General features: G+C 70.8%; 26 protein-coding genes and 1 pseudogene. 15 read left to right on the forward strand and 12 right to left on the reverse strand.

The annotated features are described in order from the left end of the window. Positions 1 to 200: 200 nt before the first annotated feature. Entirely contained in the window at positions 201 to 1,328 is a 1,128-nt protein-coding gene (locus OG906_RS32390; RefSeq protein ID WP_329447588.1) for a glutamate--cysteine ligase, read from the forward strand. A 141-nt stretch (positions 1,329 to 1,469) separates the two neighbouring features. Then, complete coding sequence (locus OG906_RS32395) at positions 1,470 to 1,742, forward strand: hypothetical protein (protein WP_267829118.1); 273 nt, start codon at positions 1,470 to 1,472, stop codon at positions 1,740 to 1,742. 228 nt (positions 1,743 to 1,970) lie between these two features. On the opposite strand, the gene OG906_RS32400 is transcribed toward OG906_RS32395, so the two are convergent. The 3 genes from OG906_RS32400 to OG906_RS32410 all read right to left on the reverse strand — a co-directional run bounded on the left by OG906_RS32400 (position 1,971) and on the right by OG906_RS32410 (position 3,823). Continuing rightward, positions 1,971 to 2,210, reverse strand: a complete 240-nt coding sequence (locus tag OG906_RS32400; RefSeq protein WP_329447589.1) for a hypothetical protein — start codon at positions 2,208 to 2,210, stop codon at positions 1,971 to 1,973. A 338-nt stretch (positions 2,211 to 2,548) separates the two neighbouring features. Beyond that, the gene (locus OG906_RS32405; RefSeq protein ID WP_329447590.1) at positions 2,549 to 3,184 is read right to left on the reverse strand and encodes a DUF7691 family protein; all 636 of its coding nucleotides are present in this window, start codon (positions 3,182 to 3,184) and stop codon (positions 2,549 to 2,551) included. A gap of 102 nt (positions 3,185 to 3,286) precedes the next feature. Further along, complete coding sequence (locus tag OG906_RS32410; RefSeq protein WP_053683494.1) at positions 3,287 to 3,823, reverse strand: NUDIX hydrolase family protein; 537 nt, start codon at positions 3,821 to 3,823, stop codon at positions 3,287 to 3,289. A gap of 361 nt (positions 3,824 to 4,184) precedes the next feature. Between OG906_RS32410 and OG906_RS32415 the strand changes: the two genes are divergently transcribed. The 3 genes from OG906_RS32415 (at position 4,185) to OG906_RS32425 (ending at position 6,828) form a co-directional block, all read left to right on the forward strand. Further along, entirely contained in the window at positions 4,185 to 4,772 is a 588-nt protein-coding gene (locus OG906_RS32415; RefSeq protein ID WP_329447591.1) for a ribosome-inactivating family protein, read from the forward strand. A gap of 467 nt (positions 4,773 to 5,239) precedes the next feature. Beyond that, on the forward strand, positions 5,240 to 6,064 hold the full coding sequence (locus OG906_RS32420) for a hypothetical protein (RefSeq protein WP_267802912.1): 825 nt from the start codon (positions 5,240 to 5,242) through the stop codon (positions 6,062 to 6,064). After that, positions 6,061 to 6,828 (forward strand): class F sortase, encoded by a 768-nt coding sequence (locus tag OG906_RS32425; protein WP_329447592.1) that lies wholly within the window; start codon positions 6,061 to 6,063, stop codon positions 6,826 to 6,828. Before OG906_RS32420 ends, OG906_RS32425 begins: the two co-directional genes overlap by 4 nt. Positions 6,829 to 6,912: 84 nt before the next feature. Here the strand turns inward: OG906_RS32425 and OG906_RS32430 are convergent, their stop codons facing one another. Next, the gene (locus tag OG906_RS32430; RefSeq protein ID WP_329447593.1) at positions 6,913 to 7,071 is read right to left on the reverse strand and encodes a hypothetical protein; all 159 of its coding nucleotides are present in this window, start codon (positions 7,069 to 7,071) and stop codon (positions 6,913 to 6,915) included. A 227-nt stretch (positions 7,072 to 7,298) separates the two neighbouring features. Between OG906_RS32430 and OG906_RS32435 the strand changes: the two genes are divergently transcribed. Together OG906_RS32435 and OG906_RS32440 are read left to right on the forward strand one after the other, a co-directional pair. After that, on the forward strand, positions 7,299 to 7,532 hold the full coding sequence (locus tag OG906_RS32435) for a hypothetical protein (protein ID WP_329447594.1): 234 nt from the start codon (positions 7,299 to 7,301) through the stop codon (positions 7,530 to 7,532). Positions 7,533 to 7,731: 199 nt separating this feature from the next. Further along, complete coding sequence (locus OG906_RS32440) at positions 7,732 to 8,718, forward strand: alpha/beta fold hydrolase (RefSeq protein WP_329447595.1); 987 nt, start codon at positions 7,732 to 7,734, stop codon at positions 8,716 to 8,718. 72 nt (positions 8,719 to 8,790) lie between these two features. On the opposite strand, the gene OG906_RS32445 is transcribed toward OG906_RS32440, so the two are convergent. After that, positions 8,791 to 9,405, reverse strand: a complete 615-nt coding sequence (locus tag OG906_RS32445) for a TetR/AcrR family transcriptional regulator (RefSeq protein ID WP_329447596.1) — start codon at positions 9,403 to 9,405, stop codon at positions 8,791 to 8,793. A gap of 177 nt (positions 9,406 to 9,582) precedes the next feature. Between OG906_RS32445 and OG906_RS32450 the strand changes: the two genes are divergently transcribed. Beyond that, positions 9,583 to 10,755, forward strand: a complete 1,173-nt coding sequence (locus tag OG906_RS32450; protein WP_329447597.1) for an FAD-dependent oxidoreductase — start codon at positions 9,583 to 9,585, stop codon at positions 10,753 to 10,755. Between the two features lie 207 nt (positions 10,756 to 10,962). Here OG906_RS32450 and OG906_RS32455 read toward each other — a convergent pair whose 3' ends face one another. Beyond that, on the reverse strand, positions 10,963 to 11,985 hold the full coding sequence (locus tag OG906_RS32455) for an NAD-dependent epimerase/dehydratase family protein (protein ID WP_329447598.1): 1,023 nt from the start codon (positions 11,983 to 11,985) through the stop codon (positions 10,963 to 10,965). Positions 11,986 to 12,272: 287 nt separating this feature from the next. Between OG906_RS32455 and OG906_RS32460 the strand changes: the two genes are divergently transcribed. Continuing rightward, on the forward strand, positions 12,273 to 12,848 hold the full coding sequence (locus OG906_RS32460) for an EF-Tu/IF-2/RF-3 family GTPase (protein ID WP_329447599.1): 576 nt from the start codon (positions 12,273 to 12,275) through the stop codon (positions 12,846 to 12,848). Positions 12,849 to 12,932: 84 nt separating this feature from the next. Further along, positions 12,933 to 13,256: pseudogene (locus tag OG906_RS32465) on the forward strand (glutaredoxin domain-containing protein); the annotation flags it as partial. Between the two features lie 192 nt (positions 13,257 to 13,448). Here OG906_RS32465 and sigJ read toward each other — a convergent pair. After that, positions 13,449 to 14,420: an RNA polymerase sigma factor SigJ gene (gene sigJ / locus OG906_RS32470; RefSeq protein ID WP_329447600.1), complete on the reverse strand. Its 972-nt coding sequence runs from the start codon at positions 14,418 to 14,420 to the stop codon at positions 13,449 to 13,451. A gap of 191 nt (positions 14,421 to 14,611) precedes the next feature. On the opposite strand from sigJ, the gene OG906_RS32475 reads away from it, so the two are divergent. Both OG906_RS32475 and OG906_RS32480 read left to right on the forward strand, forming a co-directional pair. Further along, positions 14,612 to 15,055, forward strand: a complete 444-nt coding sequence (locus OG906_RS32475) for a hypothetical protein (RefSeq protein WP_329447601.1) — start codon at positions 14,612 to 14,614, stop codon at positions 15,053 to 15,055. 96 nt (positions 15,056 to 15,151) lie between these two features. Beyond that, on the forward strand, positions 15,152 to 15,649 hold the full coding sequence (locus tag OG906_RS32480; protein WP_329447602.1) for a DUF4232 domain-containing protein: 498 nt from the start codon (positions 15,152 to 15,154) through the stop codon (positions 15,647 to 15,649). Positions 15,650 to 15,652: 3 nt separating this feature from the next. On the opposite strand, the gene OG906_RS32485 is transcribed toward OG906_RS32480, so the two are convergent. The 3 genes from OG906_RS32485 to OG906_RS32495 form a co-directional block, all read right to left on the reverse strand. Then, on the reverse strand, positions 15,653 to 16,303 hold the full coding sequence (locus OG906_RS32485; RefSeq protein WP_329447603.1) for an HAD family hydrolase: 651 nt from the start codon (positions 16,301 to 16,303) through the stop codon (positions 15,653 to 15,655). Between the two features lie 144 nt (positions 16,304 to 16,447). Next, positions 16,448 to 17,812, reverse strand: coding sequence for a carotenoid oxygenase family protein (locus OG906_RS32490; protein ID WP_329447604.1), 1,365 nt, complete (start codon positions 17,810 to 17,812; stop codon positions 16,448 to 16,450). Positions 17,813 to 18,189: 377 nt separating this feature from the next. Beyond that, positions 18,190 to 20,187 carry an AAA family ATPase gene (locus OG906_RS32495; protein WP_329447605.1) on the reverse strand — a complete coding sequence of 666 codons (1,998 nt, stop codon included), beginning with the start codon at positions 20,185 to 20,187 and terminating at the stop codon, positions 18,190 to 18,192. A gap of 634 nt (positions 20,188 to 20,821) precedes the next feature. On the opposite strand from OG906_RS32495, the gene OG906_RS32500 reads away from it, so the two are divergent. Next, a complete protein-coding gene (locus OG906_RS32500; protein WP_329447606.1) occupies positions 20,822 to 21,259 on the forward strand; it encodes a hypothetical protein in 438 nt (145 codons plus the stop codon). A 35-nt stretch (positions 21,260 to 21,294) separates the two neighbouring features. On the opposite strand, the gene OG906_RS32505 is transcribed toward OG906_RS32500, so the two are convergent. Next, positions 21,295 to 21,948, reverse strand: a complete 654-nt coding sequence (locus OG906_RS32505) for a TetR/AcrR family transcriptional regulator (RefSeq protein ID WP_329447607.1) — start codon at positions 21,946 to 21,948, stop codon at positions 21,295 to 21,297. 195 nt (positions 21,949 to 22,143) lie between these two features. Here OG906_RS32505 and OG906_RS32510 point away from each other — a divergent pair, with 195 nt between their 5' ends. Both OG906_RS32510 and OG906_RS32515 read left to right on the forward strand, forming a co-directional pair. Then, a complete protein-coding gene (locus OG906_RS32510; protein WP_329447608.1) occupies positions 22,144 to 22,788 on the forward strand; it encodes an SRPBCC family protein in 645 nt (214 codons plus the stop codon). Positions 22,789 to 23,098: 310 nt separating this feature from the next. After that, positions 23,099 to 24,070, forward strand: coding sequence for a metallophosphoesterase (locus OG906_RS32515; protein ID WP_329447609.1), 972 nt, complete (start codon positions 23,099 to 23,101; stop codon positions 24,068 to 24,070). Positions 24,071 to 24,154: 84 nt separating this feature from the next. On the opposite strand, the gene OG906_RS32520 is transcribed toward OG906_RS32515, so the two are convergent. Continuing rightward, positions 24,155 to 24,964: a TetR/AcrR family transcriptional regulator C-terminal domain-containing protein gene (locus OG906_RS32520; RefSeq protein ID WP_329447610.1), complete on the reverse strand. Its 810-nt coding sequence runs from the start codon at positions 24,962 to 24,964 to the stop codon at positions 24,155 to 24,157. Positions 24,965 to 25,056: the final 92 nt, after the last annotated feature.

A 25,056-nucleotide genomic window follows, 5' to 3' on the forward strand; every position in this document is an offset into this window, starting at 1 on the left:
CGCCGGCGAGACAACACCGGGTCGCGGTGCTTTCGTGTCCCGGACCAGGAACGGCTCGGCCGCCCCTGCTCGGCCGGTTCTCGGCCCTCTTCCCCTGTGGGCCCGGCGGGCTCCGCAGCACCGTTCGGGGCGGTCCGCATGGCCGGGGGCGGTCTGGGGAAGACGGGGCGCATCTGATCGGCGATGTGATGGGTGAAGGCATGCGAAGTGTGGGCGTGGAAGAGGAACTGCTCCTGGTGGACGCCACCAGTGGTGTTCCACTGGCCCTGTCGGGGCACGTCCTGGAGGCGGCGGACCGGTCCGTCGGGCAACGCCCGAAGGACGACTGGGAGCAGGGCCACACCTTCGAGAGGGAGCTCGCCAAGGAGCAGGTCGAGTTCGCCACCAAGCCGGTCACGGACATGGGCGAGCTGGCGCGCGAGATCGGTCGATGGCGCAGGGAGGCCGCGCGACACGCGCAGGGGGTCGGCGCGGTCGTGGCCGCCCTGGGCACCTCGCCGCTGCCGGTGGAGCCCTCGTTGAACACCGGCCGCCGCTACCAGTGGGTGGCCGAGCAGTTCGGGCTGACGGCGCAGGAGCAGCTGACCTGCGGCTGCCACATCCACGTGTCGGTGGAGTCGGACGAAGAGGGCGTCGCGGTACTGGACCGGATGCGGCCCTGGCTCGCGGTCCTGACCGCGCTCAGCGCGAACTCGCCGTTCTGGCAGGGCCAGGACACCGGGTACGGGAGCTACCGGAGCCGGGTGTGGAACCGGCTGCCGTCCGCCGGTCCCGTGGACCTCTTCGGTTCGGCCGAGGGCTACCGCAGCCAGGTCCGGGCCATGGTCGACAGCGGCGTGCTCCACGACGAGGGGATGATCTGGTTCGACGCCCGACTGTCGGCCGCCTATCCCACCGTCGAGGTGAGGGCCGCGGACGTCTGCCTCGACGGGTCGACCCCGGTCGTGCTGGCCGCCCTCGTACGAGGGCTCGTCGAGACGGCGTCCCGGTCTTGGCGCGCCGGGGAACCGCCGGCCCCGGTCAGTACGAGCCTGCTGCGGCTGGCGGCCTGGCAGGCGGGACGCTCGGGCCTGGAAGGCGCCCTGCTGCATCCCGCGACCCTGCGCAAGACCTCACCCGAGGAGGCCGTCGAGGCCCTCTACCGGCACGTGCGCGACGCGCTGCGCGACCACGGGGACGACGCGCTGGTCAGCGAGGGCCTCGGGGTCCTGCTCCGGGAAGGCAACGGCGCGCGCGTGCAGCGCGAGCTGCTGCGCGCCGGAGGGGACCTGGCCGCGGTCGTCACCCGCTGTGCGGAGATCACCGTGGAGACCGCCGCCACGGTCTGAGCGGTCCCTGTCACGGCGCCGGTCTGGTCGGCCCCGCTCAGCACGTGCGCCACACGGGTGCGTGCGTGAGGTCGCGCCGCGTGTTCATGAGATCAGCGTGCTAGAGATATGGAGGAATCAGCAGAAAACAGGAGGTATGTGATGATGCGTGCACGTCTTCTCCGCATGGCGGCTGTCGCGGGTACCGCTGCGGTCCTGACCCTCGGTGGAGCCACCATGGCCGCCGCCGACGGAGGTGTCGGCAACGCGGGCATCGGCAACTCGGGTGTGGGCAACGCCGGCATCGGCAACTGGGGCGTGGGCAACGCCGGCATTGTCAACTCGGGCATCGGCAGCGCCGGTATCGACAACTCGGGCATCGGTAGTGCCGGCATCGGCAACTCGGGTCTCGGCAGCGCCGGCATCGGCAACTAGAACCACCTGTACCCCCGGAGCCCCGGGCCGCCGTCTCGACGGTCGGGCCGGAGTACGGGGGCGCCGCGCCGACCTGGCGGCGATGCCGGGTCGGCAGCCTCAGGCCCCCGCACCGGCTCGGCCAACGGGCCGGTGCGGGAACCTTGTGCGCCGGGGCTGACTGACCTGGGCGGCCGATGACGGAGAGCGTGGCTCCTCGAACCGGCGGACCGGGTCTGTCATGCCTGGTCAGCAGTCGTCGCCATAACCTCCGCCCCAACCGCCCCAGTCGTCATCGTCGTCGTACCAACCGTGGTTGTACCCGTGGTCGTCGTCGTCATCCCAGCCGCCGCCGTGGCTCACGGAAGTGACGGAGTGGGTGGGGGCTGCCGCCGAGGCCGTGCCGGCCGCCCCGAGGGCGGCGCCGCCGGCCATCAGAACGCCGGCTGCCGAAATGGCGAAGAGCCGCTTCACTCTCAGTCCTTGCATGGTTGTTCCCCTTCTCTTGTGTGCCACTCGTGGCGACACGGGAGCCGATGCCGTCGCGCGCGGGGGATGCGCGCGGCTCGCGCAGATGGCCACATCAATGCGATGGCGTCCCCACTGTCAACGCGTCCTCGTCGGGTCGCGGATCTTTTGGACCGGGGCGCACTCGATCAAGCCTCGCGCTGTGGCGCATCACTGTGGGTCGAGAATGCTCCCCGCAGTTGCGGCTCTCATCAACAAAGGCTAGTCACACACCGGCAACTCGGCATCTTGTCGGCGACCGGGGCCGCGTTTGCGCAGCTCGACGCGTTCTGGACGCTTCCGGACGCGCTCTGCGCGGTCTAGGAGACGAAGCCCACGATCGCGGAACCGGGGCGCGCCTGGGCGGGGCGCAGCCGGGCCGACTCCGCCCGACGCAGCCAGCCGACGACTTCCGTGACGGCGCCGAGGACGGCGGGGTCCAGGGGCGGGGCATGGCCCTCCCGCCGGGTCTCCTCGAACTGCGCCAAGGCCTCCACGCACTGGTCGTGCGTCCACTCGCCGCAGCGCGGAAGGTCGTACGACGGGACGATGGAGGGGAACCCGCGGTACCGCCCGAACTCCGCGAGCGATATCGCAGTGATCCGCAGAGCCCGCAGTCCCTCGTCGACGACCTCCAGCCAGTCGCCCCGGAACGGGCAGAACCAGGAGTTGTCGAGACGCGAGCCAGTGAGGGTGCACAGACGCTTGTACGCGTAGCCGTACTGGAAGGCGTGCTGCGTGCTCTCGCTGAACGGCCCGCCGTACACCAGCGCGTGCAGCGCCTCGGCGGACGTCGGGGCGCCGCTCGCGATGGCGGAGGAGAACCCATCGTCGTCTCTGGCCATCTCGTCACCGAACTCGCCGTGGATGGCCTGGATCACCTCGTCGTCACGGGAGCCGACGAAGGCGCGGGTGAACTCGGGGTCGAGCTGGAAGACAGTCAGGGAGGAACTCATGAGGTCACGCTAGCGACCGGCACTGACAGCGGTTCGTTGCCGGGTCTCGTCGCGCCCCCGGGGGACCGGGGGCGCGCGGCGGCACGGTCGGGGACCGATCCGTCAGTAGACCAGGCCCACGTGTGCGAGCGCCTGCTTCAGCAACACCTCGTGCCCGCCCGGCATTTCGCTCTGCACGGCCTGCGAGGCCGCCTCTTGCGGGCTGAACCAGACCAGGTCCAGCGCGTCCTGCCGGGGCCGGCAGTCGCCGGCCACCGGCACGATGTAGGCGAGGGACACCGCGTGCTGGCGCGGGTCGTGGTACGAGGTGACGCCGGCCGTGGGGAAGTACTCGGCGACGGTGAAGGGCTGGGGCGAGGCGGGAACGCGAGGCAGGGCCACCGGGCCGAGGTCCTTCTCCAGATGGCGCAGCAACGCGTCACGGACCCGCTCGTGGTGCAGGACGCGACCGGACACCAGGGTGCGGCTCACCGTTCCGTCCGGACCGATGCGCAGCAGCAGTCCGATGCTGGTGACTTCGCCGCTGTCGTCCACGCGCACGGGCACCGCGTCCACGTAGAGGATCGGCATGCGCGCGCGAGCCGTCTCCAGTTCGTCCGCGGTCAGCCAGCCGGGCGTGGTCTCGGTCGTGTCAGACATTGCTCGATCATACTTTGCGGGTGGGGCGTACAGGGCAAGTGGCCGGCCCCGGTTCGTCGAGCCCACCGCGGCAGCCCCGCCGCGAGGCCGAGGGCCCGGTGTCGGGCCGCCCGGGGGCGCGGGATCACGTGATGAGTTTTTGGCATCAGAGGCCAAGTATTGGCACCGCTGTTGCTCGAACGACTACAAAGGACCGGACCGAACCAGGCCCGGCGACGCGGATGATTCCACCCGTCGACGATCGGGATTACGTCGAAGGCGGTGGATGTGTCGTGCGTGAGTGCAGCAGGATCGAACCGATTGCGGTCGACTTCCCTCTGGGTAGTCCGAGTTCCGGCTCCGCAACCTGATGTGTGCCGCCATGTTGAAACCCGTGTCGTTCTCCGTGGAGAGCGCATCGGTGGACGCGTACCGCCTTCTCGCCTTGACCATCCGGTCGAGAGCGGCGAAGGCTCAGGGGTTTACCAGACGGGTGGGGCACGGTGAAGGGAGGATGCGGTACCTTCCCGTACGCATTCAGCTGAGGGGTTTGTTCATCGAGCTCTTCATCGAGCTCCGGGCGCAGAACGCGGGTCTTCGCATCGTCGGATTCCGCAATACCTACGAGGACGGTCAGGCTCCACCGGAAGCCCATTTTCGTCATGTGCGGGACTCGGTCGCGCCACCGGGAATCCGCCGAGCGGAAGCCCTGCCGTTCGCCGGAGGGTGTTCCGCCCTGGAGAGGGCGGCGGACGTGAGGCGAGCGAGCCTCACCCTGGGGCGCCGCCCCATGAACAACGCGGTCCTCTGGTTGCACCGGAACAGGGAGCCGAGGCGCACCGCGCACGGGATCCTCGTGCTCTCGGAAATGCTCTGCGAGGCCGCCGGCTCCCCGGTCGTGGCGGAGGAGATGTCACGCATCTGGATGACCGGTGGGCCGCTCTCGGCCGCGCCGCGGGCCGTCGCGTAACAGCGGACGAAGCCTTTCTCGCGGTGAGTGACGAGGGCCGGCGAGAGGCGGAAGAGAGCGGTAAGAGGGCCGAGACCTGATGCCGTGAGGCGGTGCGATACGCCGCAAGATCCGGCGCCGGGCATTGTCCGCATACGAGGCAGAACCGGCCGTCCGGCGATTTCCGTGCGCCTTCATGCGCAAGGCTGCGATGCCTCAATTCAGCGCTGCCCCACCTCCATTCAGTGCTGCCCCCTGGCGTCCGGCCGGGTGATTCCGAGGCGACGGAGAGTTGTCGTACCGGCCCTTTCGAGGGCATTCCCGCAGGCCCGGGCACGGATCGCCGAACTTTCGAAAAGATTCTCAACCAAGCACCAATCCAAGGGCGTTGGGGCCCCGAAGAACCAGCGAGACCCTTTCCGGGGGATCATCTCATCCCCGTACGATCTGCGATTCCCTTCCAGGGAATACACGGAGCAGGAGCGAATGTGATAGTCAAGCGAACTGGTCGCCTCGTGGTGCTCGCCACCGTGCCCGCCGCCGTCTTCCTGACCCTGGGGCTCTCCGGCCCAGCCCTCGCGCAGGGTGGGAAGGCATACCAGATCGACCTGGCACAGCTGAACGACTCCGGTTCCCGAGGTACCGTCATGCTCAGCCTCAAGGGCAACCAACTCACCGTGCAGATAGAGTCCGAGGGCATGGTGCCCGGACAGCCGTCGGCCCAGCACCTGCACGGATCGACCAAGGGGCACGACTTCCACTGCCCGGACGCGAGCGACGACACCGACGGCGACGGGATCCTCAGCAACACCGAGGCCACGGTCGACTACGGCGACATCAACATCTCGCTCACCACGTCCGGGGACACCAAGGCGACCAGTGGGCTCGCCGTGGAGCGCATGCCCGTCGCCGACAACCTCGGCAAGCTCTCCTACAACCGGACGATCACCGTCGGGCAGGACGTGGTCGACCACATCAAGGACCTGCACGTCGTGCAGCACGGCATCGACCGCAACAACGACGACAAGTACGACTTCGACGGCGCCGGCAAGAGCGAACTCGACCCGAAGCTGCCCCAGGAGGCGACGGCCCCGACCAACTGCGGAGAGGTCAAGGGAGCGTCCGTGGGATCCATTCCGGTCGGCGGCATCGAGACGGGCGGCGGTTCTCCGCAGCGCGCGTCGGTGTCGGCGACGACGATGACCGGGGCGGCGCTCGCCGCCGCCGCCGCGATGGCCGGTGCGGTGGCCATCAGGCGCAGGCGCGCCGCCCTGGTCCCCGTCCGTACGGAGAACACCGGGAAGGCCGCGTGAAGCCCGCCGAGGTCCGCGTGCCCGCCGCCTCCACCGGGCGGCCGCGCCGACGCAGGAGGACCGCGGTCCCGCTGGCCGCCGCCGCCCTCGCCACCCTGCTCCTCGCGGGATGCGGCGGCGAGGACACGGCGGCGCCCCCCGCAGCCCCCGCCGGGCAGGCCGGGCAGGGCCAGGCCGCGCAGGGCGGGGCACCGGCCGGCGCCGCCACCGGAGGCACGCCGTCCGGGAAGCCCTCCACCGGCGGCCACCACACCGCGCCCGCCGACGGGTCGCAGAACGGTACGGGCGCGGCCGGTGCCAAGCCCGCCCTGGCCCGCTCGGAGCCGCAGAAGATCACGATCCCGTCCCTGGGCCTGTCCAGTTCCCTGGAGACGCTCCGTCAGAAGACGGACGGAACCATGGAGACCCCCAAGAACCCCGACCTCGCGGGCTGGTACGAGCCGGGTCCGACCCCCGGTTCCCAGGGGCCGGCCGTGATCGCCGGCCATGTCACGTGGAACGGCGCGTCGGCCGTGTTCGAGAAGCTGAAGACCATGAAGGCCGGTGACACGATCAAGGTGGCCCGGCGGGACAACAAGACGGTCACGTTCAAGGTGGACCGGGTCGCCGAGTACCCGAAGGCCAAGTTCCCCACGGTCGAGGTCTACAAGAACCTCGACCACGCGGGCCTGCGCCTGGTCACCTGTGGCGGCGACTTCGACCCGAAGAAGCACTACTACGACAGCAACGTGGTCGTGTTCGCCAGCATGATGGGCACCGCGTAGCCGGTGACGGCCGGGCGACGGGGGGCGAGGTGTCCGCCGACCGCAGGACCACACTGCGGCCGGCGGACACCTCGAAGCGGGTGCTCAGGGAAGCTTCACGCACAGCGCGCTCTCCCCGAGGGGATGCGTGCGCCAGCGGGCGGGATCGGCCAGATGGCGGGTCACCGCCGGCGCCGGACCGAGGACGAGGTTGCCGGCGAGCAGCGTTCCGCCAGGGCGCAGCAGCCGGTACAGGTCCTCCACGACCTCCAGTGTCGGGGTGAACCCGTCGAATAAGGCGAGGTCGTACGCGCCGCCGTCCGCCGTACGCGTAGGCACCGCAACGGTGCGCGCGCCGGTGCCGGCGCGTCGCCTCCTGGACGTCGGCGAAGGCGTCCGCCACGTCGACGGGGTGCCGTACGGCGGCGATCACCGCCGCACCGGCGGTACGGAACCTGTTCCAACGTGTCGTCGCCGGCTTCGCCTTCGGTGTGTTCCTCGTGGTCATCGTCTTCTCCCGCGGCGAGCTGAAGGAACTCCTCCAGGCGGCGCCCGGGGAGGTGCGCCCGTACCTCACCGGACGGATCGACGTGCTCGACCGGCGCATCGTCGCCATGCGTGAGGCCCGCGAGCGCATCAGTCACGCCCTCACCTGTCGGCATCCGTCCCTCCTGGACTGCCCGACCTTCCGGACCGGGCTGCGGGACCTGCTGCCGGGGGAGTGAGTACGGCCTGTGCGATCCCGCGGTCGGCCTCCGGACGCGAACGGGCCGCGGATCGGGTGTTGCCAAGGCGGCAACAGGAGTCGCGGCGGCCTCAGCGGCAGCGGCATGATCGGCCTGCGCCCCCGACCCGCGGCTCGCCCCCGTACCGGTCAGTGGCGCACGTGCCGCTTGCGGATCGATCGACAGCCCGGAGGAATCCATGTCGCAGCCCCACCAGGTCACGCGCGCCACCCATCGCGTGGTCGCCTCTCCCGCCGGCAGGACCCACCTGGTGGAGCAGGGGGACGGGCCGCTGGTGCTGCTGGTGCACGGGTTCCCGGAGTCCTGGTACTCCTGGCGCCACCAACTGCCCGTGCTGGCCGCGGCGGGATACCGCGCGGTGGCCATGGACGTTCGCGGTTACGGACGTTCCTCCCGGCCCGAGGACGTCGCCGCGTACGGAATGCTCGACCTGGTCGAGGACACCGTCGCCGTCGTGCGGGCGCTCGAAGAGGAGACCGCGGTCATCGTCGGACACGACTGGGGCTCGGCCATCGCCGCGCACTCGGCCCTCATCAGGCCGGACGTCTTCCGCGCGGTCGGGCTGCTGAGCGTTCCGTACGCGCCGCCGGGCGGTCCGCGGCCCCGCGAGATCTTCGCAGGGATGGGCGGTGACGAGGAGATCTACGTCTCCTACTTCCAACAGCCCGGCCGGGCCGAAGACGAGATCGAACCCGACGTCCGTGGGTGGCTCGCGGGCTTCTACGCCGCCTTCTCGGCCGAGACCATGCCCGAACCCGGCGCCCCGGACCCGCACTTCGTCAGCCGCGGCGGGACGCTGAGTGACCGGTTCCCGGCCGGCCGGCTGCCCAGGTGGCTCGGAGAGGAAGAACTCGACTTCTACGCCGGGGAGTTCGAACGGACCGGACTCGGCGGAGCGCTCAACCGCTACCGCAACATGGACCGGGACTGGGAGGACCTCGCCGACTTCCGCGGCAAGCCCCTCACCCAGCCGTCCCTGTTCCTCGGCGGGGCGCTGGACGCCTCGACCACCTGGATGGCGGAAGCGATCCGGGCCTACCCCACGACCCTGCCCGGTCTGATCTCCTCGCACATCCTCGACGACTGCGGCCACTGGATCCAGCAGGAGCGCCACGAGGAGGTCAACACCCTCCTCACCGCCTGGCTCGCCTCCCTGCCCGCGTGATGCCGGGTCCGAAGGATGCCCGCCCTGTCGAGGCGGCGCGGCGCCCCGCGCCGTCCGGCCGGGCACCGAAACTCATCGGCGAGGGCCCGGCTGATCCAGCCACCCGTGTTCCAGCAGGTCAAAGGCTCGGATGAGGGCTTGGCGGGCGTCGCCCTGACCGTGGGCGGCGCGGGGTGCTTCGAGGGTGAAGTGGGCCAGGGCGGCGCAGCCGGGATCGTCGGCGGGAAGGCCGCTCTCGTCCGCGATGACCCGGGCCAGGGCGGACGAGTGACGCAGCCACATGGTCTGGAGGTAGTCGCGCAGGGGCGGGGTGCTGTTCACCAACTCGACGAAGTCGGTGAAGCGGTCGTCGCCGTCGGCGGCCGCCAGTCGGTGGCGCAAGGCGTGCTCGCGTAGGGCCGCAGGAATGGATTGGCCCGGGGGCCGGTCGCGTACGGCGGCGAGCAGCCGGGCCTCCTGGTCGGCGTCCTCGTCGAAGACGAGGGCCTCCTTGACCGGGAAGTGCTTGAACAGCGTGGTGGTGGACACGTCGGCGGCATCCGCGATCTCGCGGATGCCGACCGCGTCGTATCCGCGCTCCAGGAACAGGCTCAGCGCGGCATCGGCGATGGCTTGCCGGGTGGCCGCCTTCTTGCGTTCCCGGCGTCCCGGTGGTGCCGGCGGCAGGGTCGGATCGGTGTCGTTCACAAGAGAACCCTACCGCTTTGTGGGACGGGTCCGAAAGTGCAACCGTTGCACTTATTGGCTTGGTGTGTTTTTCTGGAGCGGCGGCCGAGAGGCATGGCCCGGCCCCGCTCTCTCCTCCCTCGACACACGCCCGTCCCACGGCATCGAGCCGCCGGACGGCACGAACGGAGCATCATCATGAACACCCACCACACCTCCCCACCCCGCATCGCGATCATCGGCGCCGGCCCCGGCGGCCTCATCTGCGCCCGCGTCCTTCGACAGCACGGCATCACCGCGACGATCTACGAACTCGACGCCTCCCGCACCGCCCGCGACCAGGGCGGCACCCTCGACATGCACCCCGGATCCGGCCAACACGCCCTGCGCCGCGCCGGACTGCTGGACGACTTCCTCGCCCGAGCCCGTCCCGAAGGCCAACAGATGCGCCTGGTCGGCCGCGACGGACGCGTCCTGTTCGACGCGATCCCGCCCGAGGCCGACACCGCCGAAGGCAACCCCGAGATCGACCGAGGTCAGTTGCGCGATCTCCTCCTCGACTCGCTCGATCCCACCACCGTGCGCTGGGGACACAAACTCACCCGCGTCGAACCCCGCGGAGACGGCACCCACCGTCTGCACTTCGCCGAGGACGTCACCACCGAGGCCATCACCGCCGACGTCGACCTCGTCATCGGCGCCGACGGCGCCTGGTCCCAGGTCCGCCGCCTCCTGTCCGATGCCACGCCCCTCTACACGGGCGTCACCTTCGTGGAAACAGGCCTCGACGACGCGGACACCCGCCACCCCGCACTCGCCGAACTCACCGGCAACGGAACCATGATGGCCCTCGACGACAACCAGGGGTTCGTCGCCCAGCGCAACAGTGGCGGCCACATCCGCATCTACATCGGCATGCGCATCGACGAGGAGTGGCTCCGCCACGCCGACCTCGACCCGACCGACACCACCGCCGTACGCGCCGCCCTGCTCGACCGGTTCAGTGGATGGAGCACCGACCTGCTGGGCTTCATCACCGACAGCGACACCGGCTACACCAACCGACCGCTGTACGCGCTGCCCGTGCCGCACGCCTGGGACCCCACCCCCGGCCTCACCCTCCTCGGCGACGCCGCTCATCTCATGTCCCCCTTCTCCGGCATGGGCGCCAACCTCGCGATGCTCGACGGCGCCGACCTCGCCCAGGCCCTCGTCGACCACCCCACCATCGATCAGGCCGTCACCGCGTACGAGAAGGCCCTCCTGCCGCGCTCCATCGAAGCCGCCGCAGGAGCAGCCGAAGGCATCGACGGCGCCTTCGCCCCCGACAGTGCCGAACAGACCCTCGCGCACATGACCCGGCACCACTGAAGCGCCAACGCCTCCCGCTGGGCGGTGCGATCTCCCGTCACCCGACGAGGGACCGCGCCGCCATGAAAGCGAGGACGGCGAGGACGGCGAGGCGCTCGGCGTCGGGGGTGCCGCAGTGCTGTGCCGAGTGCGGCAGGGCCTCGACCTGAGCGCCGTGCCCCGCATGACCGCGGACGGCGTCGTCACCGCCGCGCTGAACGGCCCGCCTCAGACCTGCGCACCGCGGGCATCCCACGCGGCGAGGACCGCGTCGTGCTTGTCCTTGTCCAAGCCGACGGGAACCTCTCCCTGAAGGTACTTGGGCTGCGGATACCCACCGTCATGGAGTGCCCGCCACGTGTCGGCGACGGTCGCGGCGACCGGGCGGCACCGCAAACCGGCCGCCAGCGCCTTGGCCGACGAGGCGGTCCAAGCGCCCGAGAACTCGGGAGCGTCCGGCACCCACAGCGGAACCTCGGTCCACGGCGCCACGTCGTGACCCAGGAGGAACGGCTCGTCGGCCCACACGAGTTCGGTGTCGGCGCCGGTGGCGTCGACACAGGCCCGCAACAGCTCGCCCATGGTGGTGTTCCCGGGCACGCCCGTGGTCAGGTACCGGCCGGAGGCACCCTCGGCGAGCCGATCCAGAAGGAAGCGGGCGATGTCACGGGCGTCGATGAGCTGCATCGCACGGTCCGGGGTTCCCGGAGCCAGTACACGGCCTCCCCGCGCGATGGTCTCCAACCACCAGGGGAGGCGCCCGACGTTCTCGCCGGGACCGACGATGATGCCGGGATTGACGATCAAGGCGCGGCCGGGGAAACCCTCCTCGACCGCCCGCTCGCATCCGGCCTTGAGCGCGTTGTACGGCACGTCGTCCGGCGCGGCGTCCGGGTCACACGCGTGACGGGGGAAGGTCTCGTCCACGCCCTTGGCGGGCCAGTCCGCGTAGGCATGGAAGGACGAGACGAACGCGTACACCCCCGCGTGCCCGGTCAGTGCCCGAACCGACCGCCGCACGGTACGGGGCTCGAACCCGCAGGTGTCGATCACGCCGTCCCAGGTTCGTTCCGCCACCAGCGCACGCAAGGCGGCCTCGTCCTCACGGTCGCCCCGGACCATCTCCACGCCGGAAGGCGTCGGGCCCGACTGCCCGCGGTTGAACAACGTCACCTCATCGCCGCGCCGGAGCGCCTCGTCGACGAGCGCACGGCCCAGGAAAAGGGTCCCACCGATGACGAGGAGTTTCATGATCGCCAGACTCTCACCATCCGCGGCCCCTGCCAAGATCCCTCCGAGCGGCCGCCGCCCATGCCCGGCGGCCCGGGCGGGGGACGAGGTGCAGGTCGGGGGCCTGGGCGTCCCTGACCGATACTGTTCCGGCGAGGGAGCGGGACCAAGGCCCCCGTCCGGCATGTCGAGTGGTCGTCCATCAACCCCGCGCTCCCCCGTGCGACTGGGGAAGCGGCCGCACGGGAAGCGCGGGAAGCGCGGGAAGGACGGGGAATTCGCGGGTGGAACGAGGGGCGGGGCAGCCGGTGGTGGAGAGACCGTTCCTGATGTGCGTCGAGGACGTCTTTCAGCGGCACCGGGGCAGGACGGTCGTGCTGGCGGGCCGGATCGAGCAGGGGCGGGTCCACACGGGTGACGACGTGGAGATCGTTGGCCTGGGCGGCAGTGGGACCGCCCGGGTGGAGGACATCCATGTGCGCCGCGTGCCGGTCGCGGAGGCGAGTGCGGGCATGAACGTGGTCGTGGTGCTGCGCGGTGGCGCCGCGGACGGGGTCGAGCGAGGACAAGTGCTCGCGGCACCCGGGTCGATCAGCGCCCACACCCGCTTCACCGCGGACATCGCCGTGCTGTCCGAGGAGCAGGGCGGCGCGGAGGTGGTGTCAGGAGAACGCCTGTGCTTCCACATCCGATGCGCCGCGGTGTGGGGGGCGGTGACGTTGCCTCAGCGCCTCGACATGGTGCGGCCACTCCACGGGTCCGAGGTGACCATCACCCTCGACGAACCCGTCGCCCTGGATGACGGCGTGCGTTTCGCGTTTCGGTACCGCGGGCGCGCCGCCGGCTCCGGCACCGTGACCCAACTCCCGGGCCCGGTCACGTAGTCGCAGGGTCCTACGTCTCGACGCGTGCCCCTGCGTGAGCAGCCTGGTGAGAGGGGCGGTCCGGCCCGCCGATAGCTCGTCGTCATGAGGCGCGCTTGGGGCTTGTCGATGGTGTTCATGCTCTGCGGTCTGGTCCTCGCGGCCGGGGTGCTCTTCCGGGGTGCTCCCGGGGCAGCCGCAGTACTGCTGCTGGTGTTCGTCCTGCTCGCGGCCATGCACTCGCCCCTGGTCTTCCCGAAGCCGGTCAGCCTTACGGAGGCACAACGCCGCAGCGCGGTCGACGGCCGTCCGATCGTCTTCTGGCGGTCGGGCTGCACGCACTGCATCCGGCTGCGCATCCGATTGGGCCGTGGTGCCGGAGAGTTGCACTGCGTCGACATCTGGCGTGACCCGGACGGCGTGCCGGCGGCCGGATGACAGCGACCGATCGCGGCCTGCGGGGTGCGGGCCGCGGGTGAGCCCGGGTCACGGTGGGCGGGCGCCCGGCCGTCCGAGTCCGCCTCCCCTGAGCGGGGGAGGCGGATCGCGTGCGCGCTGCCAGGGTTCGGCTTCGTCGGCGACGCCGACCGCCGGGGTCGTCGTCGCGGATGTGGCGCCGGATCAGGCCGGTTCGCCGCCGGTCCAGGCACGGAGCTTCTCGGGGTTGCGGACCGCCCAGATGCGGCTGACGCGGTCGCCGGTGACGTCGAAGGCGGCCACGGTCACCGGAACGCCGGTGTGCTGCGCGACCAGGCCGGGCCGGCCGTTGACCGTTCGTTCCAGGAGCGTCAGCCCGGGGGCCTTGGCCGCGATGTGGATCAGGTACTGGGCGATGCTCCTGCTGCCTTCGACCGGGCGCAGGACGGTTCCCACGAGGCCCCCGCCATCCGCGGTCATCGTCGCCGCGGGGTCGAGGAGACCGACGAGGGCCTCGATGTCCTTGGCCTCCCACGCCTCCTTGAACTGCCGGACCAGACCCGCCTGCGCGGCCGCCGGAGCCGCCGGGGTTCGCGCGGCACCGACGCGCCGACGGCCCGAGGACGCCAACTGTCGGCAGGCCGCCGGCGTCCGGCCGACGATCGCGGAGACCTCGGCGAAGGGGTAGCGGAAGACGTCGTGCAGGATGAACGCCACGCGTTCCGCCGGCGTCATCGACTCCAGTACGACCAGGAAGGCCATGTCCACCGACTCGTCCAGGACGATCTGGTCGGCGGGGTCGGCCGGCCCGGTTCCGTCGCCCGCGCGCCCGCCGATCCACTCCGTACGGTCGGGCAGCGGCTCGGGAATCCACGGGCCGACGTAGCGCTCGCGCCGGGCTCGCGCCGAACCGAGCACGTCCAGGCAGATCCGGCCGGCCACCGTCGTCAGCCAGGCCCCGGGCGACTCGACGGCCTCCTGCTGCTGCCGTGGCAGTGCGAACCAGCGGGTGTAGGCCTCCTGGACCGCGTCCTCGGCCTCGGCCGCCGAACCGAGCAGCCTGTAGGCGAGATTGAGCAGCCGCCGCCGCTCGCCGACGATCACGCCCAGGTGTGGCTCCGACCGGCCGTGACCCGGCTCGGACCCCCCATGCCCCCGCTCGGATGCGGTGCTCATGCCCCCGACCACTCCCTGCCTCGTCTCGTTCGCCGCGCTCGTCTCCGCGCTCTCCACGTCGGTGAAACACCGCACCGGAGCGCGAGTTCGGCGCCTCGCCTCACATTTCGAGGGCCTGCGTCGTCGGGTGAGTGAAGAGCGATGACGACACTACTGATCCACCGCCGCGAGGCAGAAGAGGGGTCCACATCATGGCGACCAGGACGACCCGCACGACCGGGACCAGCATCCGCACGACGGCGGCAACGGGCCGAGGCCGACTCACGTTTCCGCAGGTCGCGATCGCCCTCCAGACCCTGGCCATCTTCTTCCAGGCGGCCACCGCCGGACTGCTGCTGTCCTCGTCCCACGGCGAGGTGCTGCACGGCGTCGGAGCGCGCGTGATGTACGGGGCATCGATGCTGTACGTGCTCGCCGCGATCCTGGCGTGGCGGCCGGGCGGCGGGTCAGCCCGCCCCATCCTGTACGCGTCCGGCTTCCTCGCACTCGCCTCCGTACAGGTCGTCCTCGGCATCGCGCACGAGCCGACGCTCCATGTCCCCCTGGGCGTCCTGATGTTCGGCCTGAGCGTGTGGGCGCTGTGCCAGGACCTGTCCAAGACCTCGGACAGCGGTTCACCGCGACGCACCCCGTGACGCCCCCCATGCATCGGAGACGGCATCACGGGTAGGTGGAACGGGCATCAATCATCCGTGCCGGCGTCCGCGCCGGCCGAACGATCGAGGTGAGTCATGAAGACCTCCGTACGAACAGCGATTCCCGCCTTGCTGGCCGTGGCCGTCGGAGCCACGCTGGTGTCCGTCGGTCCGGCGGCCGGCGCCGAGAGGCCCGTACGGGAGCACACCTGCGCGCCGGGAGACCTGAACGTGTCCGCCGGGCCGGCGGACGTCGGCGCCGGCCAGCTGTACGTACCGCTGCGCTTCACCCACACCGGCGACCGTCCGTGCACCCTGCTCGGCTACCCGGGTGTCAGCGTCCTCGACAAGGAACAGAAGCAGATCGGGAAGCCGGCGGACCGGGACGGGCAGGTGCCCGCCGCCGTCTCCCTCGCCCCCGGGCGCAGCGCCACGGCCGTCCTCCACACGACGAACGGGCCGATCGGCGGCCCGTGTCTGCCCAAGGGGGCATTCCTGAAGGTCTACCCGCCCGCCTCCAAGGACGCGGTCCTGCTCAAGACCCCGTTCCAGGTCTGCTCGAACCGCTTCACCGTCAGCCCGGTCACGCCGTAACGGCTACTGACCGGCGATGAGGGCGGGGAGTGCGCGCATATCGTCGAAGACGATGGTGCCGGGGCCTTCGAGGCGTGAGGCCGGCGTCAGACCGCCCGCGTAGCCGAAGGCACGCATGCCGGCCGCACGGGCTGCCTGGACGCCGGGCCTGCTGTCCTCGACCACCACGCAGGCCGCGGGATCGACTCCCCTCTGCCGGGCCGCGTGCAGGAACAGGTCGGGGGCGGGCTTGCCGCGGGCGACCTCGGTGGCGCTGTAGATGCGGCCGGCGAAGCGCTCGTACAGGCCGGTACGGCCCAGGGTGTGGCGCATCTTGTCATGCGATCCGCTGGAGGCCACACACGTCGGCAGGGTGAGGGCGTCGAGGGCCTCGGGCAGTCCCTCCACGGGGGCGAGATCGGCGTCCACGGCCTCGCGATGCAGCTGCTCGAACCGCTCCGACCAGATCGACGCCGTCTCCTCGCCGAGCCGGGCGGCGACCTGCTCGCGCATGGAGGCGTGCGAGCGGCCGATGAACCGGTCGACGACCTCTTCGCCGGTGAGGGGCCAACCCAACTCGGCGCCCAGGGCGACCTGGACGCGGGCCGCGATGCGTTCGCTGTCGACCAACACGCCGTCGCAGTCGAATATGACGAGTTCAATCGGCTTGATCATCCCGGCAGCATAGACGCCGGGATGATCGGCCCCGCGACCCGAGACGTGTACCGGGCGCGTACGCAGCGACCGCCATCAGCCGACCGCCGGTGGCCGACAGCCGGTCACCGGCAGTCGGCCGTCCCGTCGCGGGTTCCCGGCCGGTCAGCCCGTGAATCCGTCGGCCGCGCTGTCGGGCACCCAGGAGCCGTGGAGTCCGGCACTCACCCGGTGGGGCAGGTGGACGGTGGCGATCCGGTCGAGGCCCGACGCGTCGAGGACCACCAGTTGCGAGGCGTCCTGCTTGAGGTCGGAGACGACGGTGAGCAGGTATCCGTCGTCCTCGCGCGTCGCTCCGTCGGCGGGGACGAACACGGCTTCGCCGGGCATGCGGGCGTCGCCGACCTGGTGGATGCGGCGGGCGCCGGTGGTGCGGTCGTACTTGACCACTCCGTAGCCACCGAAGCCCTTCTCGTCGGGGAAGGAGATGGCGTAGTGGTAGCGGTTCTCGGCGCCCAGGTACTCCTCGTTGAGCGTCGGGAACTCCACGGGCAGGTCGTCGATGATCTGCTCGTCGACGGTGCCCGCCACCAAGTCGACCACCCAACGGCGGGTGTAGGAACGGGCGACGGGCTCACTGCCGCGCCCGGGCGCGCCGATCCACCAGTTCCACGACAGCCGGAAGCCCTCGCGGTCCACGGTCGGGCCTTCCAGGACGATGCGGCCCTGGCCGTCCTCGTAGGCGTTGGCGACGTGCAGCATGTTGCCCGGCTCTATGGAGAACCAGCGGACCTTCCCGGCGCCGTCGTCCCCGCGGGGCATGACACCGATGCGGGCGGGCTGCTGGTCGCTCCAGCCGTACGGGATGCCGGAGTGGTCGGTGGGATCGAAGGTGACGTTGCCCTCGACGAAGACCACGTGGTGGCGGGTGATGGCGAAGTCGTGCTTGAGCGAGGCGGTCGCCCCCGGGACCTCGGCGGTGTGGGTGATCTCGCCCTTGGCGTCGGCGACGTAGTGCACGAGGAAGGGCGGGAACGGAGAGGACCCGAAGAAGTGCAGCTCGCCCGTGACCGGGTCCTCCTTGGGGTGCGCGGTCATCGCCGTCCGCAGCTTGCCGTCGAAGTCGTACGCGCCGACCGTCTCCAGGTCCCGCGTGAGTTCGAAGGGCAGGTTCGCCTCGCACAGCGCGAGCAGCCGTCCGCCGTGCTCGATGATGTGGGTACCGGCGGCACTGGCCGTCAGGTCGGGGCCCCGCTCCGTCATGTACGGGGCGCCGTCCAGGGCCGGGGTGTGCACCCAGCGGTTGCGGTACCACTCGGCGCGGCCCTCGCGCAGCCGGATGCCGTGGACCATGCCGCTGCCCTTGAACCAGTGGGTGGGCGTGACACCGGGCTTGGGGTTGTGGCCGTTGCGGAACAGCCGGCCGGTCAGCTCGGTGGGCAGGGTTCCTTCGACCGTGAGGTCGGTGGCCGTGACCTCGTTGACGACGGGGGTGAAGTGGCCTGTCAGGTAAGGCTTGTTGGCGGTCATGGCAGGAGTTTCCTTAGGAGTGTGTGGCGATACGTCAGGGAAGGGCCGGAGCGGCGTGTTCAGGCGGGCGAGGCGGCCGATCAGCGCCGGACGGCGACCGGGCGGGTCCGCCGCCCGGCCGCCGGCCGGGGGCGGCGCCCCGCCCGCGGAGACATGGCCGCGGGCGGGGTCCCTACCGCCCGTGTGGGGTGGGGGAGGTTCATGGCCACAGCCTCCTGCGGGGCGCTGTCCACTATCCAGACCCGCCGCCGGCGACGACTGTCCACTCCTGTCCGCACCTGTCCACCCGGGGGCGGCCCCGGACGCGCGATCGGCCCTCCCTGCCGTGGAAGACCTGCGCCTGCCCTCCCTGCCGCGGAAGGCGCGTGCCCGCCCTCCTACCGTGCTCGCGGGCCGTCGAGCTCCTGTTGCCACAAGTTCTCGCACAGCAGGTCCAGGCCTTGGCGCAGGTGGCGCCGGTAGGTGCCGTACGGAAGACCGAGGCGGCGCGCGGCGGCTTCCTGCGTGGGTGCGCCGGAGAAGTAGCCCGCCGCCAGGGCCTCGCGGGCGCGTACCCCGCGCGGGTCCTGCGCGAGATCGTCGACGCTCCGGCGCAGGAGGGTGCGCAACTCGGCGACGGGATCATCGAAGTCGGCCGCGAGACGGCTGCGCAGCAGGGCGCAGGCGGCGAAGGCCCCGGCATCACGCCAGTGCGCCAACGCCTCCCGAACGGCCTGGTCGAACAAGGAACGCGAGATGGGCGACGGCCCGGGCGAGACCGGCTCCTCGGTGGTCGATATGAAGCTCTGGAGCCACGCCTCCACGGGTATCCGGCGCCAGTCGACGCTGAACAGGCCGTACGTGTACGCGCCGACCCGCGGGCGGGCGCCGGTGTCGGCGAGGGTGCCCTTGACGCGTTCGGCCCAGGTCTCTGCATCCCGGTACACGGCGAAGCCGTAGGCCCGACCACGGGCACGGGCCGACTCCGCCTGGGCACGGGAACTGCTCAGGTCGATGACGCGCGAGGGGACCTGGTACCGCTCGGGGTAGACCGAGAAGCGGCTGACGCCGATGTGCTCGCCGGGGCTCACCGGCGCGGTGGCCTCGGTGTGCTGCCACGCGGCGGCGACGACGGGATCGGTGGCCAGGTCCTCGGGGTCGGCAGGGGCCGACAGGGCCAGCCGGGCCGTGAACGCCACGATCCGGCCCGTGTTGACGAGGCGGTAGACACTGAAGGCCTGCGGCTGGCGCCGAGCCCAGTAGCGGACCAGCTCCGCGGAGGCGGGGCCTTCGGTCTCCTCGGCCATGCGCAACACGGCATCGAGGTCGTCCGGGTGCAGAGGGCGGTCGTGTACCTCGTCCTCGCGGGACCAGGTACGCAGCCGGGCCAGGGTCTTCCCTTCCCGGAAGAGGTGGAAGAGCTCGTCGGTGACGGTCCACACCTGCTCATCGGGTGCCTCGCGCAGGAGGCGCAGGTACTCGTCGGCGAGGCGGCGGCGCATGGCCTCGAAGGCGTTCGGCGCGCGCCAGCGCAGGTCGGCGGCCAGCGTCTCGCGTGCGGCGTCGTGCGGGTGGAGCCCCCGGTGCGTGGATTCCATGAAGGGGAGGTCCCTCAGCCAGGAGAAGAGCCGATGGGCGTCCTCCTCCGGCAGGACCGTGGTGAGCAGTTCCTCGGACGTCGAGCGGGCTTGCGCCGCCACCTCCAGGGCGCGACGGTGGGCCGCCGTGGGCACCTCGCCGATCAAGCCCGCCAACAGGGTGCGCAGGACGTCCGCCGAGGGCGCCCAGATGTCCTCCTGGGCGCAGCCGGTCGATCCCGACGCGGCCGCGAGGGACAGGGCCAGCGGATTGCCACCGGCGAAGCGCAGTACGGGGTCACGCAGTTCGGGCCTGATCCGGGCAGCCACCAGCAGGCTGAGGGCCTGGTCCTCGGAGAACGGCTCCAGTTCGGTCACGTGCAGGAGCGGTGACCAGGCGGGGTCGGCGGTCCACTGCGGCTGTGGGGCGTGCCGGCCGGCGAGGACGACCAGTGCGTCATCGGCGGCACGGGGCAGGAAGTGGTGCCACAGCCGGCTCTCCAACCACTGGCAGTGCTCGAAGGAGTCCACGAGCAGGACGGTGCCCGGGACGCTCACGAAGGCGTCGGCGGCGCGCTCGAAGTCGGCCGGGTCCCGCTCGACGAACCGACCGTCGAGCTCGACGAGCGGCCGGCCCGCCGCGCGGGCCCGGTCCGCCATGCGCCGCAGCAGCGTCGACTTGCCGATGCCGCCCGGCCCGTACACGTAGAACGTGAACGGCGCCTGCGGATCGCCTGCCAAAGCCGCCTCGAAGGTGCCGAGTTGCTCCTCCCGGCCTATGAACGCGCGCTCCCGCGTCCTGATCAGTCTCTCTCCCACGGACACCACGTCGGCTCCCCTCACCGCGGTCAGGCCCCGGACGGAACTGCCCGGGGATCCTCTTCGGGCCCCGCCGGTCAAGCGAGGCACGAAGAGGGTGGCGCGCCGGCTCTCCTCGCCGGTTCCGGACGCGGCAAAGAGCGGCCGTTTCCCGCCACTTGACGGCTGATTGAAACAGACGGCGCCCGGATATCGGAATGACGGCGATGAAAAGTGAACGAGTGGGGCGCCGGCACGGCCTTCGGCCAGGCCCCCGCAGGAGAGCCGGAGGGCCGTTCGCATCGGCTGCGGCTTGGTACCGCCGCTTCGTGCCACAGGAGGACGAGGGCGACCGCTGTCGGCGCACGTATGTGTGCGCAGGGTCGGGTACGGGGGTCGGGTACGCGCTCTCGGGGGAGGCGCGGCGTGCGGTGCGGGTAGCGGCCCGTGCGGGATCGACACCATCGGCCCGGCAGGGGAGGATGGGACGGACGGACCGATTCCGCCCCGCTGCCTCGTGGCCTCGTTGCCGCTCACCGGTGGCCGACGGCAGGTCGAGGAGCGCGGGCCCCGCAGGAGGGCCGCCGCACTGCGCCGGACGCAGGCGGTCGGGCCCCGTCGTCACGCTGCCCTCACATCTCCTTCGGGAGGATCCATGTCGAACCGACGCATACGCCGCGCCCTGCTCGTCCCCGCCATGGCCGGCTCGCTGCTCGCCGCCCCGGCCGCCTTCGCCTGGGGTCAGGCTTCCGCCGCCCCCACCGCCACCTGCTCCATCTCGGGTGTCTTCCCCAACGGGAAGGTGCACCTGTCGGGGGGTGGCTTCACACCGGGGTCCGCGTTCCTGTCCTCGCCGACCGCCGCGGGAGGCTCGTTCACCATCGGCGGTGACGGCGGCTTCCAGATGATGAACGTGGAGAACGCCAAGTACACGGTGTCGCAAGGCAATGACCGCACGGAGTGCAGTGGCTTCAAGGAGTCGACCGAGAAGCAGGACGACACGACGCAGAACGACCAGAACCAGAACGACCAGAACCAAAACCAGAACCACCAGAACCGGAACAACCGGCACCAGCAGAACCAGAATGAGTGAGGGAGCTGCGGACCAGTAGGGCGGGGCGGGGTGACTCAGGATCGAGGTTTCAGCAGGTCTTCCAGTTCCGCCGTGAAGAGCAGGGCCGGGTCGAGGTCCATGCCCGCGAAATGCCCGGCGAGCTCCAATGACAGGACGCCGTGCAGGCGGGTCCAGAACGTCAGGAACCGGTGGAGGGCCTCGGGTGGGGCGGGGTTTCCGGCGGCCCAGTTCCGGTGGTCCCCCAGGTAAGTGGCGAAGGGCGTCGTGGTGTTGCCCGGGGTGAGTGCCGTACACGCGTCGAGCAGGGTCGTCATGATCTCGGAGGAGATGGTCAGGGTGTCCGCGGGTGCCCGGTAGCCGGGGATCGGGGTGCCGTAGACGAGGAAGTACCGCTGAGGGTCCGCCAGAGCCCAGCCGCGCAGCGTGTGAGCCAGCCCGGCAAGATCGGCACCGGTGGAGGAAGCCTCGCCGAGCACATCGGCGAGGCTTCGGTATGCCCCCCGGACGAGTTCGGTGATCAGGTCGTCGCGACTGGCGAAGTAGCGGTAGAGGGCCGGTCCGCTCATGCCCATCTGCTTGGCGATCGCGTTGAGGGAGAGCGCGGACGCCCCCGCCGTGGCGATCTGTGCCCAGGCGCGTTCCGTGATCTCCGCCCTTACCTGGGCCCGGTAGCGCTCCCGCGGGGTGTTCGCGTCCGTCGTCGCCATGTCCTGTCACCGTCCCGTGCGCGCAGCTACACCCTCAAGGGTTGGCGAGAAGGTATCACGATGCCATTGACCGGCCGCTTCGTATGCCGTTATAACTTCTCACTAACGCGTGAGCCTCTATCCCTCATGGAGGGGGGACCGCGCGCCGCCCCGTTCGACAGGCAGCACGGCCCCCGACCGACAGAGGAGATCACCATGTCCGGCATGCGCGTCACCGGCATCCGCACCGCCCTCTCCACCGTCCCGCTCGTCCTCGGCCTGCTCGGCACGGCCGCCGGACCTGCCGCAGCGGTCGATTCTCACGAGCCCCGCCCCGGCAAGCCCCTCACCTGCCGCGGAAAGGGTGTCGACCCGAGCGCCCTCGTCCGCCACCGGAGCGAGATCGTGATCAACGCCCCGCTGCACACCGTCTGGAAGGTGCAGACCGACGTGGAGCGCTGGCCGCACTGGCAGACCCCCGTCGAGACCGCGCAACGCCTGGATCACGGCCCGTTCCGCAGGGGGTCGGCCTTCCGGTGGACGGTTCCGGTACCGCCCAACCCGTCGACTCCCGCCACGAGTCTGGAGATCACCTCCACCGTCCGGCAGATCGAGCACGGCGCCTGCATCCGCTGGACCGGCCCCGCGATCGGCGAAGGCCTTCGTATCGACGGCGTCCACGTGTGGAACTTCACCCAGGTCAAGGGCGGCGTGCGCGTGAGTACCGAGGAGACCCACACCGGCGCCCAGGTCGAAGCCGACGTCCCCACCGCCACCAGGATCCTGCGCGAGGGACTCGAAGCATGGCTGCGCGAGCTGAAGGCGACCGCCGAAGTGCCCGCCCACAACCGGCTGCGGTGACGCCGGAACCGGCCGCAGTGACGCCGGAATTGGAACCGCCCCGGCCGTGCCCCGGCATGCGGCCCCGCATCGGACGGTCTGCCGGTGACAACAACTCGGCCTCCTCGTACGGCGCGACGAGAACGCCGCCCACCTGCTGAAGGCCATGTCCCGCCCCAACAGCGGGCGTTCTGACTGACGAACGCCCTTCGCCTACGCTTCTCCCTGTTCGCCGCGAGCCGTTCATCCACGACTTCCCTGTCGACATCTGACGGCCGGACGCCCTTGCCATCGTGAGGCGACCGCCCGTTCGACGTCTACGGAGATGGTGATGACGCGTTTCAGGGCACGGGTACTCGGCGTTGTCGCGGCTGCCTTGTCGGTCAGCCTCTTAGCGCTTCCCGCAACAGCCGCCGACCGGTCCGCGCCGCAGGCGAAGGCGCCGGAGAAGTTCAGCATCGTGGTGTTCCCCGACACCCAGTACTCGGCGGAGAGTTTCCCCGCGGCCTTCAACGCCCAAGGGAAATGGATCAAGGACAACACGGTCGCACGGAACATCAAGTACGCGATCCACGAGGGTGACATCGTCGACGACTCCGACCAGTCGACCCAGTGGGCCAACGCGACTGGCGCGTTGGGGCAGTTGAACGGCGCGACCCCGTACATCCTCGCCGTGGGCAATCACGACATGGACGCGATGCCCAAGGGTCAGAACCCGATCGTGGTGCGGGACGCGGTGGCGTTCAACCGGAACTTCCCGCGGAGCGCCTTCGCGAACCTGCCGACGTTCGGCGGCACTTACCCGGCCACGCAGAACGACAACAGCTTCCACGTGTTCTCGGCCGGAGGCACGAACTGGCTCATCCTCGCACTGAAGTACGCGCCCACCGACGCCGAGATCGCCTGGGGGAACAAGGTGATCTCCGAGCACCCCGACCGCCAGGTCATGATCGTGACCCACGCCTACCAGAACGGCACGACGAAGGACAGCGTCGGCCAGAAGCTCTGGACCAAGCTGGTCAGCCGGCACCCCAACGTGACGATGGTGTTCTCCGGCCACTACGTCAACCAGGGGGTGATCGTGGAGAAGGGGGTGAACGGGAACACCGTCCACCAGATCCAGGCCGACTACCAGAACCCCGGCACGCTCGGCCCGAACAGCTACTTCAGGATCCTCGAATTCAACCCGACGGCGAAGACGGTCAGCGTCCAGACCTACTCGCCGTACCTCAACAAGAACCTGACTGACGCGAAGAACCAGTTCACGCTCCAGGGCGTGAGCTTCCCGCACGCCCGCCGCTGACCCGAGAACCCGGCGGCCGGCACCGAGGGGGACGGTGCCGGCCGTGGTCCGCCCGCGGGGCGCGCCCGCCGACCGCCTTCGCCGTCACGCCCCGGGTCCGGCCCCGGCCCCGGCCCCAGCCCCAGCCCCAGCCCCAGCCCCCGTCTCGGTACCGGCCTCGGCTCCGGATGATCCGGTGGACGTCCACCCCCGCTCGTGGAGCTTCTCCAGCCCGTCCAGGAGGAGGTCCAGCGCGAACTCGAACTCGAACTGATCGTCGCAGCGCCGGCCGCCGACGACCGACGTCGGGTCATGGGCGGCCCCCGCCGCCAGCTCGGCGATCCGCGGGTACCGCGCTGCCATCGCCACCCCTGCCGCGCGTGCCTCGGCCCCGCCGTCCGGGTCGGAGTTCGGGTCGGAGTTCGGGTCGGCGTTCCCGGAGTCGTCGAACAGTTCCTGGCTGAAGCCCAGCAGCCGGCTGCCCATGGCGTGCATCGCGTGATGGGTGAGGTCGACGGAGAAGCCCCCGTCGCGGAACGTCCCGATCATCGAGTCCAGGTACTCCAGCACGGCCGGGGTCGGCCCGGTGCGCGACTCGATCACCTGCGCGGCCCAGCGGTGCCGCAGGAGTTCGCGACGGGCCGAGAGCACACGCCCACGGACCACGTCCTTCCAGCCGGAACCGCTCGCCGGGAGGTCGATGCGGGCGACGACCGTGTCGACCATGCCGTCAAGGAGCTGCTCCTTGTTGGGCACGTGCTTGTACAGGGCCATCGGTACGACGCCCAGCTCCTGCGCGAGCTTGCGCATGCTGAGCGACTCGATGCCGCCACCGTCCGCGAGGGCGATGGCCGCCCGCAGGACGCGCTCCCGGTTGAGCGGCGCCCGGCGCCCGGCCTCCGGCTGATGTGCCATCTCTTCTCTCCTCGCGATCGGGCGATCAGGCGATCGGGGTGGGTCATCGGGTGGATCCGTACCCCACTTGACGAGTGTACGCCGTACACCTA

This window comes from Streptomyces sp. NBC_01426, assembly GCF_036231985.1.
Classification (GTDB): Bacteria; Actinomycetota; Actinomycetes; order Streptomycetales; family Streptomycetaceae; genus Streptomyces.

Coding starts and splice junctions, on each gene's coding strand:
- OG906_RS32440 (WP_329447595.1), top strand. CDS start 7,732: ATGTCGCAGCCCCACCAGGTCACGCGCGCCACCCATCGCGTGGTCGCC.
- OG906_RS32475 (WP_329447601.1), top strand. CDS start 14,612: ATGGCGACCAGGACGACCCGCACGACCGGGACCAGCATCCGCACGACG.
- OG906_RS32485 (WP_329447603.1), bottom strand. CDS start 16,303: ATGATCAAGCCGATTGAACTCGTCATATTCGACTGCGACGGCGTGTTG.
- OG906_RS32390 (WP_329447588.1), top strand. CDS start 201: ATGCGAAGTGTGGGCGTGGAAGAGGAACTGCTCCTGGTGGACGCCACC.
- OG906_RS32455 (WP_329447598.1), bottom strand. CDS start 11,985: ATGAAACTCCTCGTCATCGGTGGGACCCTTTTCCTGGGCCGTGCGCTC.
- OG906_RS32405 (WP_329447590.1), bottom strand. CDS start 3,184: ATGAGTTCCTCCCTGACTGTCTTCCAGCTCGACCCCGAGTTCACCCGC.
- OG906_RS32520 (WP_329447610.1), bottom strand. CDS start 24,964: ATGGCACATCAGCCGGAGGCCGGGCGCCGGGCGCCGCTCAACCGGGAG.
- OG906_RS32415 (WP_329447591.1), top strand. CDS start 4,185: ATGTTGAAACCCGTGTCGTTCTCCGTGGAGAGCGCATCGGTGGACGCG.
- OG906_RS32400 (WP_329447589.1), bottom strand. CDS start 2,210: ATGCAAGGACTGAGAGTGAAGCGGCTCTTCGCCATTTCGGCAGCCGGC.
- OG906_RS32510 (WP_329447608.1), top strand. CDS start 22,144: ATGTCCGGCATGCGCGTCACCGGCATCCGCACCGCCCTCTCCACCGTC.
- OG906_RS32515 (WP_329447609.1), top strand. CDS start 23,099: ATGACGCGTTTCAGGGCACGGGTACTCGGCGTTGTCGCGGCTGCCTTG.
- sigJ (WP_329447600.1), bottom strand. CDS start 14,420: ATGAGCACCGCATCCGAGCGGGGGCATGGGGGGTCCGAGCCGGGTCAC.
- OG906_RS32480 (WP_329447602.1), top strand. CDS start 15,152: ATGAAGACCTCCGTACGAACAGCGATTCCCGCCTTGCTGGCCGTGGCC.
- OG906_RS32395 (WP_267829118.1), top strand. CDS start 1,470: ATGATGCGTGCACGTCTTCTCCGCATGGCGGCTGTCGCGGGTACCGCT.
- OG906_RS32505 (WP_329447607.1), bottom strand. CDS start 21,948: ATGGCGACGACGGACGCGAACACCCCGCGGGAGCGCTACCGGGCCCAG.
- OG906_RS32500 (WP_329447606.1), top strand. CDS start 20,822: ATGTCGAACCGACGCATACGCCGCGCCCTGCTCGTCCCCGCCATGGCC.
- OG906_RS32410 (WP_053683494.1), bottom strand. CDS start 3,823: ATGTCTGACACGACCGAGACCACGCCCGGCTGGCTGACCGCGGACGAA.
- OG906_RS32450 (WP_329447597.1), top strand. CDS start 9,583: ATGAACACCCACCACACCTCCCCACCCCGCATCGCGATCATCGGCGCC.
- OG906_RS32490 (WP_329447604.1), bottom strand. CDS start 17,812: ATGACCGCCAACAAGCCTTACCTGACAGGCCACTTCACCCCCGTCGTC.